Source organism: Vibrio marisflavi CECT 7928 (assembly GCF_921294215.1).
GTDB lineage: Bacteria > Pseudomonadota > Gammaproteobacteria > Enterobacterales > Vibrionaceae > Vibrio > Vibrio marisflavi.
In genome coordinates this window covers 2042044-2055849 of record NZ_CAKLDM010000002.1, presented here as the reverse complement: position 1 = coordinate 2055849, position 13806 = coordinate 2042044, and the positions used below count along the sequence as shown (strand labels likewise).

Sequence of the window (13806 nt, the reverse complement as noted above, 5' to 3'; positions counted from 1 at the left end):
TTAGTTCTCACTTAATTCTTTGGCTTTGATCTGCTGGTACAGTTCGGCGTTAACGGGCGTCGCAATATGGAGACACTTAGCGCGTTCTAGCAAGTATCCAGTAATAAAGTCGATTTCTGTTGTTCGATTGTAGAAGACATCTTGGTACATCGACGAATAGTTTTTTCCCGTTGCCACGATGACCTTTCGGACCGTATCAAGCAGTGTTTGCTTATCAGCTTTGAACCCGTCCGCGTTCATTACATCAGCACATTCGCTGACTACTTTCTCAATGGTCGTTTGATATTCTTGGTTGGCTAGTTGACCATTTTGACACTGTTCGATACCTGTTAGCGGGTTAATTGCGCAATTTACCACCAGTTTTTGCCACAAAGCTTGTTTGATGTTTTGATTCCAGAAGACTTCCGGTTGTGCGTGATTGAGCACGTCAGCGATGAACTCACACTGTTGTGCTTTGTCGTTGAAAGCGCCGACTTGAGTTTGGCCCAGTCCAGTATGATTGACTCTATTTGCAGATGGACGAAATGCACCATGAGTAGTAGTGGCGAGCAAGACTGGATGTTGTTCAACTAAGTGATAGATTCTGTCAACCGCGCCCATACCGTTGTGCATGAACATTAACATGCAATCTGAATCCAAGTGTTGGATGATAGGTTTTATCGCATGTTCAACTTGCCATACTTTCACCGTGACCAGCACTAAATCAGCTTGGCTAAGAGCTTGTGTATTTCGGTTGTCGAATAGGATAGGTGGCTTGTCTTCCAGTTGTATGGAGTCGGTGCTTTGAGTTTTATTGCCCCATAAGGAGACGTTGTGCCCTGCTTTTTTTAAGTGAATGGCCCAAAGAGAGCCGATAGCACCAGGGCCTAATACGACTATGTTCATTGACTTAGTTCCAAGAATCCGGTGAGCAAAGCATAATGAGAAATGAAAGGGATTGAAATAAAAAATGGTGCCAATCGGCACCATTTTTGAATCTCAAAGTCTGTCTTTAGAACTTGTAAGATAGAGATATGTAGTTTGCTACACCTGAAGAGCGGAACCCAGGAGTATCTTCAATACCGTACACATCTTTATAAAGTTTTAAACCATAACCGATGGCATAGCGCTGAGAGTGCCAGTAGAAACCGTTAAACATTGCGCCGCCAGTAGCTGAAGTAGAGTACTGCGATTTCATGCCCATTTGGTAATCGATGTAACCTTGGTACGCTAGGAAAGTGCCGTTAGCAAATGTGTAGAAAGGCTTAAACCAGTTAGTTGAAACTTGGTAGCCATTCCAATCTTTCTTAGTTGCATCATAAGTTTTGTAGAAGTTTAGACCGATTTTGCCAAGCCAAGGAACCATTACATCTGAACCTAAACCAATTTTTTGGTTGTTAGTTTCATTTGCGTTAGTGGTGACGTTACCGCCATCCCACTCCATCAAAGAAGCAATGTATAGCTCTTTTACTGGGCCAAAAGATAAGTCTTTTCCTGTTAGGGCATCAAGAGATAGACGAGGTGCAAACTTCATAAACATTTTGTCTGCATCTTCTTTGTCACTGCTTGGGTTGCTTAGCAGGTTAAATACGTCAACATATCCGTATAGATCAAATAGTCCTGAACGACCACCAAACTCCATTTCACCATAGTCATGGCTGTTGTTGCCTGGTTTCTCGTTGAATGCACCCATTAAGTTGAATTGCATCCATTTGTAATCGTTTTTATGAATGTTACCGTCTGAATAGTCCGCTGCAAAACTTGGAGCGGAGACCACTGCAAACAAGCTAAGAGCTAAAAGGATTTTACGCATAAAGTGGAACTCTCTATATGTTTGTTTATCGTTGACGCTTATGAATACGTCTTAGTCATTTATTGCGCGGTGAATGATAGCGACATAGTTCAAAAAAAGAAGTGATTAATTATAAAAATCTCAATTTATTTTGTGATCAATATCAAGTTAATTGCTTTTGATGTGGAACTTTCTTGAAAATATGAAAATAAGTGCTATCGAATTTGTTGCATTAATTTTGTTCGATTTACTTCGTGATAAACTAAAAAACCTCGAAAGGTGACTCTTCCCTATCTATATTGATAGATAACCCAGTAGCGATGTTAGGTAGGAAGCATGCTGTCAGGTAAGAAGATCCAGAAACTGCAAAGTGATATAGAAGCGTTAAAGTCGGAAAACGAAGCCCTCAAGTTAGAATTAGATGATCTGAAGCAGCAAGCATCGAATCAGAGTGCAGAAAGTAGCGAACAACAAAAAGCTCTAGGTATAAAAACCGATTGTTTTTCGATTTCTATGCAAGGGAAGTCTTTATTAGAGGCAATAAGATCTGAAATTTTGAAGTGTGCGGAACACCTTGAAGGTTTCGTAATAACTGAAAGTGATATCCAACAGATAAACTTTAATACCATTTTAGAAGCAGGCAGATCTACTAGAGATGAAATTGGGCCTGCGACAGAAGAAATGGTCAAGAGTGTCGAAGTTATTTCAGGTTTCTCGCTGAGAATCGATGATATATCAGATAAGACCAATCTTTTAGCACTCAATGCTTCGATTGAGGCAGCTAGAGCAGGTGAGTTAGGTAGAGGGTTCGCTGTCGTTGCCGATGAAGTACGAAGCCTTGCGAACCAATCTCTCAATATTACGACAGACATTAAGAAAGAGTTGAGTGATACACAGAAAAAATCCGAGCTGTTATTAAACAGTCTTCGAGAGCTGGACTCCTTTTTAGAAAGTATGGTTGAGGTTGCGAATGTATTTGAAAGCTCGACGGCTCAAAATGAACAGCTCCTACAGCAGTTGAAAGAGCTTATATCGATGTCTAGAAAAAATTCATTCTTAGAGGTTGTGAAAATTGACCACGTAATCTGGAAGATGAACGTGTTTGAGATGATTAATCAGGGAAGGTTTGATCAAGAGGTCAACAAGCATACAGAATGTCGGTTAGGTAAGTGGTATTTTGGCTCGCCAGCATCGAAGCGTTTAAAAAATGACGCGACTTTTCAAGCGATTAATCAGCCTCATCAAGCGGTTCATGATTCTGGAGCCAAAGCATTAAAAGCAGGGCTGGAAAAAGATTTTGATGCGATGGTTGGTTATCTCAGTGATATGGAAGAAGCTAGTAACAGGGTAGTGTCGCTCATTGAGCAATTGGCTGACAAAGATTTCTAGGTTACAACTATAGATAGAGCTGCAGTTAGCAAGCTGCAGCTCTTTTAGGGCTGGTGTTTGACTCTACGGACTTTCTGCTTTCACTTGGTTCTCTTCTTCTTCCTTCTTTGCAGACTTATTCAATATGTCATCAAAATAGTGTCGTAGAGACCAAAGCATAATTAAGCTTGGGATCACCATTACTGCAGTAAGAATAAAGAATGTAGACCAGTTATTGAGATAGTCGGCGAGTGCCCCGCTAAAAGAAGCTAGCGTCGTTCGTCCAAGATTCCCTAATGAGGCTAGCAGCGCATATTGAGTGGCAGAAAAAGCCTGTCCAGTTAGCATCGTTAAGAAAGAAACAAACGCAATGGTAGCGAATGCACTGGTAAAGTTATCAACGATTATGGTTGCTAGGAAAACATGCACATTTGGTCCAACATGCGCTATCCACGAGAACATTAGGTTACTTGCAGACATGGCGATACCACCAATCATTAGACCGCGAATGATGCCAAATCTAACGTTTATCATGCTACCGATGATGGTGAATAGGACCGTTGCACCCCAGCCGATTAACTTAGAGTATTCGCCGATTTGCTCATTGGTAAAGCCAACATCTTTGTAAAACGGAATCGACATTCTACCCAAGAAGGCTTCGCCGATTTTGAACAGGAATACAAATAGCAGTAGGGTAATCGCGACTCTTACACCATTACGCCGGAAAAAGTCTCGAAATGGCTCGACAACAGTAACGGTTATCCAAGCCATAGCAGTAGAACCGACGATCTCTTTATGCTCTAACTCGGCTTTGTGTTGCAACGCATCTCGGTGGGTTTTTGGTTCGCGAGTAAGCAGGGTAAATATCATCAGAATAACGACGACACCGGCCATGCCATAATAGACGCCATTCCAACCAATAGAGTCGGCATTCATAAAGGCCAGATAGCCTGGCAGAGAGTACCCAGTCCACCAACCAATAACCGCCATAGCAGACGCTTGTGGCAGCTTGTCAGAATCTGACTTAGGGAATGTGTCAATCCTGAAAGCATCAACGGCAATATCTTGCGTAGCAGAGGCTGTGGCAATTCCAAGAGCCAACATAGAAGTGAGCATCAGACTTTTTGCTGGATCGACACCTGCGATACATAAAGTCAGAATGAGTACAATAAATTGGCACAACAAAATCCAGCTTCGTCTTTGCCCTAAGTATTTGTGTAGTAAAGGGAGCTTTACCCTGTCGACAAGAGGTGCCCACAGAAAGTTGATAGCATAAACGGCAAAAACACTACCAAAATAGCCAATCGCAGTACGAGTGAGCCCTGAGTCTTTTAGCCAGCCAGACATGTTCGAACCGATTAAAACCCAAGGAAAGCCACTTGAACAGCCAAGCATAAATACCCAAAGTAGTCGTTTGTCCCAGTACGAGCGCAGGGTTTCGGCCCAAGAAGTAGAGCGTTGATGTAAAGACATAGGGAAATCCTTTTGGTAAAAAAGCCCCAAGCTCAAGTGAATCTAATCTGTCTGATTGTATTTACTTGAGCAATTGGAGCTACAGCATTTTACGTTTATTGAGGCGTCTTAATTTACGATGGTAACGTTAGTGATGACTATCGGTTTCACAGGCACGTTTCTCATTTGCCCTAGAGATTGTGTGCGAGTTTTCGCGATTTGTTGAATGACATCAAAACCTTTAATGACTTTACCAAAAACAGCGTATCCATCTTGTTCAGCGCTGTGATCCAAGAAGTCGTTGTCAGTTAGGTTGATGAAAAACTGTCGGGTTGCAGAGTTTGGATCACTGGTTCGTGCCATCGCAATCGTTGCCGTTTTGTTTTTCAAACCATTTGATGCTTCGTTGATGATCGGTGGATAAGAGCTTAGGCGATTCATGTCTTTATCAAAACCACCACCCTGAACCATAAAACCGGGGATCACTCGATGGAAAATGCTGCCAACATAGCTGCCATCTTTTACATAACGTAAGAAGTTTTTGCTGGTGACAGGTGCTTTAGCTGAGTTCAACTCGACGGTAAAAGAGCCTAAATTAGTCTCGAATTTTACATCTGGTCCTGCAAACGCAAGACAACTAAACATTGCGAGAGATGCGATAAAAGCCTTTATCATTGAAAGTTGTCCTTCATATAGTTTTGAAGCTCTTGATCGTGAGAAATTTCTTTAAGCACTTTGTCGACCAAATCGTTCAGTACTTCTTGAATATTGCTGTTGGAAGCGCTTAGTAAGCCTGTTTTCTTCGATGTACCTGTGTAGGTTTTCACTAGCTTGCCTTTTGGTGTTTCTGCTGTCACAACCAATACGACTTTGCCATCCATTTCATTCTTCATTACCGAATGCTTCACATTTACTAGAAGCTCTTGGATATCAAGTTCGATGTTATTTGGGCTGTTGACTGAAAGATCAAAACCTTGTGATTTAAACTGTTCTGCAAGCGCATTCTCTAATGCAATACGTACATTTTGACGAGAATGGATTGGCTCGATGTTAGAGCGACCACTGTCAACTAGAGCAACATATTGTGCAGAGCGGATATCTTGACTGGATAAACTGAATGTTTTGCCCTGTACCAATTTAGCGTTGCTGTGTACGGCTTCAGGTGTAAAATTGATTTGCTCTTTTTGAGGAGTTGAACAGGCAGAGAGTAGAGCTATTGAAGCTACGAGGGCCAGTTTTCTCATGGTATTTTCCTTTCTTTTCCCATTTCTAATGCATTCAACCTAAAGTGACCTAATTCCTAAATCCTTTGGTCACTTAGGTATAAGACAATATCGATCTATTTAGTAGCTTGTAAAATAACAAATTTGTTGTTCGTTGCTAATTCTTTTACATTTGTTTTTCCAAATAGCCTTGCTAACTTAACATCGTAACTGAGGTGGCGATTACCGATAACAATTAATTGTCCCCCAGTATTCAGAACCCGCTTTGCATCACAGAACATCTGCCAAGCAATGTGATCTGTGATAGCTAACCCTTGATGGAAAGGAGGGTTACATAGCACTAAGTCGGTACTATCTTGCTTAAAGTTATCAAGACAATTATTGGCGATCACTTGTATTTGACGCTCTTCCCCAAGGTTGTCAGCCAGATTCTGTTTTGCTGATTCCACCGCCATAAAGCTTTCATCCACACATGTGATGCTAGCTTGAGGGTTCAATTGTCCAGCTTTCACCGAAAGGACACCATTTCCGCAACCCAAATCTACGATGTGTTGAAGTTCAGGGCCTTGTGGAATGTGCTTTAGCATAAAGCGTGCGCCAAGATCTAACGAGTCTCCTGAGTAAACATTTGGTAAATTTTTCAGCTGGATATCTTCGTCATCTACGTTCCATTTCGTTATAGGGTTGACCAGAGCGCCCAAACAGTGGTCAGCGCTAGAAAAGACTAAGCGATGTTTTTTCCAAGCTAGGGAAGTCGTCGTTTTTCCGAGATATTTTTCAAACAGCTTTAAAGTTGAACTATGAATTTCTTTTGCTTTATTTACTGCTATTACCTGCACGTCTTGCTTGATTTTAGTGCGGAGCTGATAGAGCTGCCATGCAAGCATTCGGTTATTTTTAGGTAGCTTAAATAGAACAAGATCTACATCGCTTGGGAAATCATCTGTACTTTTCAAAAAGTTGATTCGATTGCAGTTGTTACGTTGCAAATTTTTCAGCGCACCATTATGAGCAATATGTGAATCACTCATCATTGAGACTTGATGTTTGTCTGAGAACCAGCATGACAGAGCACCAAAATTGTCATTGAGGATAAGAATGTTACATTGCTCAGCAAGATCCATTTCCTCAATATGATTGATCAAATATTCGTCTCCAGCATCCCATGCTTGCAGGGTTTCTTGCGCCTGTTTAGGGAAACGATAAAGGGTAAGTGTTCTATCTAAAATGTTTAGCTCGGTATTCATTGGTCATTGCTGGTTCTATTTGTTGCGCGCTATTGTCGCAAATGACTGACTAACAAGATAGTGAAACCTTTCTACTCAGTAGCTATGAGTATATGATGTCGGTCAGTGAATCTATACCCAAACTTGCATTGCGCAAGGCAAGGACTCAATCATGATTAAAGATGTGTTAGAAACGAAACTTACCGAGGGCTTTGAGCCAACTTTCTTAAAGGTTATCAATGAAAGTTATATGCACAATGTTCCTGAAGGCTCTGAAAGTCATTTCAAAGTTGTAGTGGTGAGCACTCAGTTTGAAGGTCAACGTTTAGTAGCAAGACACCGTGCTGTTAACCAAGTATTATCAAATGAGTTGGCCAATAATATTCATGCGCTTTCAATCAAAGCCTATACACCTGAAGAGTGGCAAGAGAACGGGCAGGTCATACCAGAAACGCCTCCTTGCATGGGTGGAGATAAAAAGTAACAACATGTTGTACTGAGTTAGCAATTTTATTGTTTATTTTAACATCTGTGTAATTCAATTTTGGCCGAAAGATGAACCGTTTACGGCCAATTTCCCCTCGCCGTACGCTATACCTTGCATACAGAACTATTACAAATTGTAAATTAGTTCTGATTGTGCGTTAGCTCAAAGTTATGATCTTTCCTCGTATTTTATTTCTCAAATCGCCTCAAATTGGACAATGATTCTAGTTGATGTCGTGGCATCCCGTTTGTAATTAATGCTAGACTAGCGCTCCTAGCAAACCTAGGTGGGGTTTGTGATGAGAGTGTAAATGGGATGTTGCAATTCTGGCTTGTGAATAGTCAGAATCAGACACTGATGTCGTGTCTAACATTACGCAATTATAAAGATCTTTATTCTACAAAAATTAGTGCAAGTGCGTATGATTACAATAAAAAAGGGATTGGACCTTCCAATAGCAGGAGCTCCTTCTCAGGTGATTGATGATGGCAAAGCCATCAAAAAAGTCGCCTTGCTAGGCGAAGAGTACGTGGGTATGCGCCCAACAATGCATGTCCGAGTCGGGGATGACGTAAAGAAAGCCCAAGTTCTTTTTGAAGACAAAAAGAACCCAGGAGTGAAATTTACTTCTCCAGCAAGCGGTAAAGTTGTCGAAGTAAATCGCGGCGCAAAGCGTGTCCTTCAATCTGTAGTGATTGAAGTGTCAGGTGATGAGCAAGTGACGTTTGACAAGTATGAAGAAAACGAGCTGGCGGGCTTAGACCGTTCAGTAGTTGTTTCTCAGCTTGTTGAATCAGGACTTTGGACTTCACTGCGTACTCGTCCATTTAGCAAGGTTCCAGCAATAGATTCTTCAACAAAAGCTATCTTTGTTACAGCAATGGATACCAATCCGTTAGCTGCAGATCCTGAGCTGTTTATTAACGAGCAAGCTAAAGCGTTCCGCGCTGGTCTTGATGTACTGTCAGCTCTGACAGAAGAAAAAGTATATGTCTGCAAAGCAGATAAAAGTTTACCTAACTCTTCTAGCTCGAAAGTAGAAGAGCATTCGTTCAATGGTCCGCATCCTGCCGGTCTTGTTGGTACTCACATGCATTTCCTTTATCCGGTAAATGCTGAAAATGTAGCTTGGAGTATTAACTATCAAGATGTGATTGCAGTTGGACAGTTATTTTTGACTGGTGAGCTGTTCACAGATCGTGTGGTATCGATGGCAGGGCCAGTGGTAAATAATCCTAGGTTAATCCGTACTCAAGTTGGAGCTAACCTTAGCGATCTTACTGACGGTGAGCTAATGAATGGTGAGGTTCGAGTTATCTCAGGCTCTGTACTGACTGGTACTGAAGCTACAGGTCCTCACAACTATCTTGGTCGCTATCACCTACAAGTGTCTGTATTGAGAGAAGGCCGTGACAAAGAACTATTCGGCTGGGCAATGCCGGGTAAAAACAGGTTCTCTGTTACGCGTTCATTCCTAGGGCATCTATTCAAAGGTCAGCTATTCAATATGACGACGTCTACCAATGGTAGTGATCGTGCAATGGTGCCAATTGGTAACTATGAAAAAGTGATGCCTTTAGATATGGAACCAACCTTGTTGCTCCGTGACCTTTGTGCTGGCGATACAGACAGCGCTCAACGTTTAGGTGCACTTGAGCTGGATGAAGAAGATCTCGCATTGTGTACTTTCGTGTGCCCAGGCAAGTACGAGTATGGTCCACTACTTCGTGAGTGCCTAGATACAATCGAGAAGGAAGGGTAATTCGAATGGGCCTTAAAAAGTTTATAGAAGATATTGAGCACCACTTCGAACCGGGCGGTAAGCATGAGAAATGGTTTGCCTTGTATGAAGCGGCAGCAACGCTATTTTATACACCGGGAACAGTGACAAAAACGGGCTCACATGTCCGTGATAGCGTTGACTTAAAACGTATCATGATTATGGTTTGGCTAGCGGTTTTCCCTGCAATGTTCTGGGGAATGTACAACGCTGGTGGTCAAGCTATTGCTGCATTGAACCACTTATATTCTGGTCAACAACTTGCGGATATTGTAAGTGGTGACTGGCACTATTGGTTTACCGAAATGCTCGGCGGAACAATGGCTGCAGATGCCGGGTGGGGCAGTAAGCTGGTACTCGGTGCAACCTACTTCTTGCCTATCTACCTGACGGTATTCCTCGTCGGTGGTTTCTGGGAAGTCTTGTTCTGTATGGTGCGTAAGCATGAGGTAAATGAAGGCTTCTTCGTTACTTCAATCCTATTTGCTCTGATTGTTCCACCAACACTGCCTCTTTGGCAAGCGGCACTAGGTATTACCTTTGGTGTTGTTGTAGCAAAAGAAATTTTCGGTGGTACAGGGCGTAACTTCCTCAACCCGGCACTTGCTGGGCGTGCATTCCTGTTCTTTGCTTATCCGGCACAAATCTCAGGCGATTTAGTTTGGACTGCTGCTGACGGTTTCTCTGGTGCAACTCCTTTGAGCCAATGGTCTCAAGGTGGTCATGGCGCGCTAGTTGACAATGTGACAGGCCACACTATTACTTGGATGGATGCGTTCATCGGTAATATTCCAGGTTCAATTGGTGAAGTATCGTTTATCGCACTTGCGATTGGCGCTGCATTTATTGTCTACATGGGCATTGCATCTTGGCGCATTATTGCTGGCGTTATGATCGGTATGATTGCTGTATCGACTATGTTTAACGTTATTGGTTCAGATACAAACCCAATGTTTAGCATGCCTTGGTACTGGCACATGGTTCTTGGTGGCTTTGCATTTGGTATGTTCTTTATGGCGACAGACCCTGTATCAGCATCCTTTACTGATAAAGGTAAGTGGGCATACGGAATCTTGATTGGTGCAATGTGTGTCATGGTACGCGTAGTTAACCCAGCTTATCCAGAAGGAATGATGCTGGCGATTCTATTCGCAAACTTATTTGCACCACTGTTTGACCACGTGGTTATAGAGAAGAACATCAAGCGGAGACTTGGGCGCTATGGCAAGCAATAACGATAGCATTAAAAAGACGCTGCTCGTTGTCATTATATTGAGCTTAGTATGCTCGATTATCGTATCGGTAGCAGCAGTCGGCCTGCGTAGTAAACAAAAAGAAAACGCTGTCTTGGATAGACAGACGAAAATTCTTGAAGTTGCAGGCATTACAGAAAAAGGGTCGGTTCCAGAACTTTTTGGTAAATATATCGAACCTCGCCTTATTGATTTTAAAACTGGTAGCTTTGAAAAAGGTGATGCAGCGAACTTTGACGAGCAAAAAGCGGCAAAAGATCCTGCTACCTCAATCAAACTAACACCTGCAGAGGACGTAGCCAAAATCGGTCGACGTGCAAATACAGGTGTTGTTTATCTTGTTAAACAAGAAGGAAAAGTTACTAGAGTCATCCTGCCAATCAACGGTACTGGCCTTTGGTCAATGATGTACGCGTTTGTTGCGGTTAAAACTGATGGTGACACAGTTACAGGCCTAACTTATTACCAACAAGGGGAAACTCCAGGACTTGGTGGCGAAGTAGAAAACCCTACTTGGCGTGCTCAGTTTGTTGGCAAGAAGTTGTATGACGCTAACTTTAAGCCAGCAATCAAAGTGGTAAAAGGTGGTGCACCTGAAGGTTCAACTCACGATGTCGACGCACTGTCTGGTGCAACATTGACGAGTAACGGTGTTCAGCACACGTTCGACTTTTGGCTTGGAAACCTAGGTTATGGTCCTTTCTTAGCGAAAGTAAGAAATGGAGAGTTAAATAATGGCTAGTGAGACTTTGAAAAAGAGCCTGCTTGCTCCAGTTCTGGATAACAACCCGATTGCATTGCAAGTATTGGGTGTTTGTTCGGCTCTTGCGGTTACAACTAAGTTGGAAACTGCATTTGTAATGACGATAGCGGTGTGCTTTGTTACAGCGTTTTCTAACCTTTTTGTATCTCTTATACGTAATCATATTCCAAACAGCGTACGTATCATCGTTCAGATGGCAATCATCGCTTCTTTGGTTATCGTAGTAGATGAGGTGTTAAAGGCCTATCTGTTTGAGATATCGAAACAACTATCGGTATTTGTCGGCTTGATCATTACTAACTGTATCGTAATGGGCCGTGCAGAAGCTTACGCTATGAAGTCGCCTCCATTGCCATCTTTCATTGACGGCATTGCGAACGGTTTGGGCTATGGCTTCGTTCTTCTAACCGTTGGTTTTTTCAGAGAGTTACTAGGTTCTGGTAAACTATTTGGTCTGGAAATCTTACCGCTGACTAAAAACGGTGGTTGGTATGAGCCGAATGGCTTAATGCTTCTAGCACCTTCTGCCTTCTTCCTAATCGGTTTCCTTATCTGGGTTATCCGTACGATTAAACCAGAACAAGTAGAAGCGAAGGAGTAAAGTCGCCATGGAACATTATATTAGCTTGCTTGTTAAGTCTATTTTCCTTGAGAACATGGCTTTAGCCTTCTTCCTAGGAATGTGTACTTTCCTGGCTGTATCGAAAAAAGTTAAAACAGCATTCGGCCTAGGTGTCGCGGTTACGGTAGTACTTACCTTAGCGGTACCAGTGAATGAGCTGGTTTATAACCACGTACTGAAAGAGAACGCGTTAATTGAAGGTGTGGATCTAAGCTTCCTAAACTTCATTACTTTTATCGGTGTTATCGCGGCGTTGGTTCAGATCTTAGAAATGATTCTAGACCGCTTCTTTCCACCGCTATACAACGCTCTCGGAATCTTCCTTCCATTGATTACCGTAAACTGTGCCATATTTGGTGGCGTTTCGTTCATGGTTCAGCGTGATTATAACTTTGCGGAGTCGGTCGTATACGGTTTTGGTTCTGGTGTCGGTTGGATGCTAGCGATTGTTGCTCTTGCGGGCATTCGTGAGAAGATGAAGTACTCTGACGTACCTCCAGGTCTACGTGGTCTAGGTATCACGTTTATTACTGTAGGTCTTATGGCGTTAGGCTTTATGTCTTTCTCTGGTGTTCAACTGTAAGTCGGGTAAACCGCAACAATAAAGGATTAGTCAATGGAGAGTATTCTTCTTGGTGTAGTGATGTTTACTCTGATTGTACTGGTGTTGGTATTAGTAATTCTATTTGCTAAATCCAAACTGGTTCCAACAGGTGACATTACCATTTCAATTAATGGGGATGACGATAAATCTATCGTTACTGCTCCGGGCGGCAAACTGCTTAGTGCACTTGCAGGTTCTGGCGTATTCGTTTCATCAGCTTGTGGTGGCGGTGGCTCATGTGGCCAGTGTAAAGTCAAAGTTAAAAATGGTGGCGGTGATATTCTGCCAACAGAACTTGATCACATCACAAAGGGTGAAGCTCGAGAAGGTGAACGCTTAGCGTGTCAGGTTGCAGTGAAAACTGACATGGAAATAGAGCTTCCTGAAGAAATTTTTGGTGTTAAAAAGTGGGAATGTAAAGTTATCTCTAATGATAACAAAGCTACTTTCATCAAAGAACTTAAGCTACAAATTCCAGATGGTGAATCTGTACCGTTCCGTGCGGGTGGTTATATCCAAATTGAAGCACCAGCTCACCATATCAAATATTCTGACTTCGATGTTCCTGAAGAGTATCGTGAAGACTGGAACAAGTTTAACCTGTTCCGCTACGAGTCTAAGGTTAACGAAGAGTGTATTCGTGCATACTCAATGGCGAACTATCCGGAAGAAGAAGGCATTATCATGCTGAACGTCCGTATTGCGACACCTCCACCAAATAACCCAGATGTACCACCGGGCATTATGTCTTCGTTCATCTGGTCTTTGAAAGAAGGTGACAAGTGTACTATCTCTGGTCCATTCGGTGAGTTCTTCGCGAAAGATACTGATGCAGAAATGGTGTTTGTTGGTGGTGGTGCAGGTATGGCTCCAATGCGTTCTCACATATTCGACCAATTGAAGCGTTTGAAGTCAAAACGTAAGATGTCTTTCTGGTATGGTGCACGTTCAAAACGCGAAATGTTCTATGTAGAAGACTTCGATGGTTTGCAATCAGAGAACGACAACTTTGTGTGGCACTGTGCGCTTTCAGACCCAATGCCAGAAGATAACTGGGATGGGTATACAGGATTTATTCACAATGTATTGTATGACAACTACTTGAGAGATCATGATGCTCCAGAAGATTGTGAATACTACATGTGTGGTCCTCCAATGATGAACGCTGCTGTCATTGGTATGCTGAAAGATTTAGGCGTTGAAGACGAAAATATCCTACTGGATGATTTCGGCGGCTAAAACTGATACGCTCAGTAA

The 13806-nt window shown here is 42.5% G+C and carries 14 protein-coding genes and 1 pseudogene; 9 read left to right on the top strand and 6 right to left on the bottom strand.

Annotated elements, in window-relative coordinates:
• Window positions 1-885, bottom strand: a complete 885-nt coding sequence (panE, locus tag L7A31_RS16245) for a 2-dehydropantoate 2-reductase (protein ID WP_237362802.1) — start codon at window positions 883-885, stop codon at window positions 1-3.
• Window positions 886-991: 106 nt separating this feature from the next.
• Window positions 992-1792: a nucleoside-specific channel-forming Tsx family protein gene (locus L7A31_RS16240; protein WP_237362801.1), complete on the bottom strand. Its 801-nt coding sequence runs from the start codon at window positions 1790-1792 to the stop codon at window positions 992-994.
• 315 nt (window positions 1793-2107) lie between these two features.
• Here L7A31_RS16240 and L7A31_RS22175 point away from each other — a divergent pair.
• Window positions 2108-2737, top strand: a pseudogene (locus L7A31_RS22175) (methyl-accepting chemotaxis protein); the annotation flags it as partial.
• Window positions 2726-3160 carry a CZB domain-containing protein gene (locus tag L7A31_RS16230; RefSeq protein ID WP_435532914.1) on the top strand — a complete coding sequence of 145 codons (435 nt, stop codon included), beginning with the start codon at window positions 2726-2728 and terminating at the stop codon, window positions 3158-3160. The pseudogene L7A31_RS22175 and the gene L7A31_RS16230, both read left to right, overlap by 12 nt.
• Before the next feature lie 63 nt (window positions 3161-3223).
• Here L7A31_RS16230 and L7A31_RS16225 read toward each other — a convergent pair whose 3' ends face one another.
• The 4 genes from L7A31_RS16225 to L7A31_RS16210 all read right to left on the bottom strand — a co-directional run bounded on the left by L7A31_RS16225 (window position 3224) and on the right by L7A31_RS16210 (window position 7061).
• Window positions 3224-4612, bottom strand: a complete 1389-nt coding sequence (locus tag L7A31_RS16225; protein ID WP_237362800.1) for an AmpG family muropeptide MFS transporter — start codon at window positions 4610-4612, stop codon at window positions 3224-3226.
• A gap of 108 nt (window positions 4613-4720) precedes the next feature.
• Window positions 4721-5266: a peptidylprolyl isomerase gene (locus L7A31_RS16220; RefSeq protein WP_290368758.1), complete on the bottom strand. Its 546-nt coding sequence runs from the start codon at window positions 5264-5266 to the stop codon at window positions 4721-4723.
• On the bottom strand, window positions 5263-5835 hold the full coding sequence (locus L7A31_RS16215) for a YajG family lipoprotein (RefSeq protein WP_237362799.1): 573 nt from the start codon (window positions 5833-5835) through the stop codon (window positions 5263-5265). Before L7A31_RS16215 ends, L7A31_RS16220 begins: the two co-directional genes overlap by 4 nt.
• Window positions 5836-5930: 95 nt before the next feature.
• Window positions 5931-7061: a methyltransferase gene (locus tag L7A31_RS16210; protein ID WP_237362798.1), complete on the bottom strand. Its 1131-nt coding sequence runs from the start codon at window positions 7059-7061 to the stop codon at window positions 5931-5933.
• Window positions 7062-7212: 151 nt separating this feature from the next.
• Between L7A31_RS16210 and L7A31_RS16205 the strand changes: the two genes are divergently transcribed.
• The 7 genes from L7A31_RS16205 (at window position 7213) to nqrF (ending at window position 13788) form a co-directional block, all read left to right on the top strand.
• Window positions 7213-7524: a BolA family protein gene (locus tag L7A31_RS16205; protein ID WP_237362797.1), complete on the top strand. Its 312-nt coding sequence runs from the start codon at window positions 7213-7215 to the stop codon at window positions 7522-7524.
• 424 nt (window positions 7525-7948) lie between these two features.
• Window positions 7949-9289 carry a Na(+)-translocating NADH-quinone reductase subunit A gene (locus L7A31_RS16200; RefSeq protein WP_237362796.1) on the top strand — a complete coding sequence of 447 codons (1341 nt, stop codon included), beginning with the start codon at window positions 7949-7951 and terminating at the stop codon, window positions 9287-9289.
• 5 nt (window positions 9290-9294) lie between these two features.
• The gene (locus L7A31_RS16195) at window positions 9295-10542 is read left to right on the top strand and encodes an NADH:ubiquinone reductase (Na(+)-transporting) subunit B (protein WP_237362795.1); all 1248 of its coding nucleotides are present in this window, start codon (window positions 9295-9297) and stop codon (window positions 10540-10542) included.
• Window positions 10529-11302, top strand: a complete 774-nt coding sequence (locus tag L7A31_RS16190) for a Na(+)-translocating NADH-quinone reductase subunit C (RefSeq protein WP_237362794.1) — start codon at window positions 10529-10531, stop codon at window positions 11300-11302. Before L7A31_RS16195 ends, L7A31_RS16190 begins: the two co-directional genes overlap by 14 nt.
• Entirely contained in the window at window positions 11295-11924 is a 630-nt protein-coding gene (locus L7A31_RS16185; RefSeq protein WP_435532900.1) for an NADH:ubiquinone reductase (Na(+)-transporting) subunit D, read from the top strand. Before L7A31_RS16190 ends, L7A31_RS16185 begins: the two co-directional genes overlap by 8 nt.
• A gap of 7 nt (window positions 11925-11931) precedes the next feature.
• Window positions 11932-12528 carry an NADH:ubiquinone reductase (Na(+)-transporting) subunit E gene (nqrE, locus tag L7A31_RS16180; protein WP_237362793.1) on the top strand — a complete coding sequence of 199 codons (597 nt, stop codon included), beginning with the start codon at window positions 11932-11934 and terminating at the stop codon, window positions 12526-12528.
• A 33-nt stretch (window positions 12529-12561) separates the two neighbouring features.
• A complete protein-coding gene (gene nqrF / locus L7A31_RS16175) occupies window positions 12562-13788 on the top strand; it encodes an NADH:ubiquinone reductase (Na(+)-transporting) subunit F (RefSeq protein WP_237362792.1) in 1227 nt (408 codons plus the stop codon).
• Window positions 13789-13806: the final 18 nt, after the last annotated feature.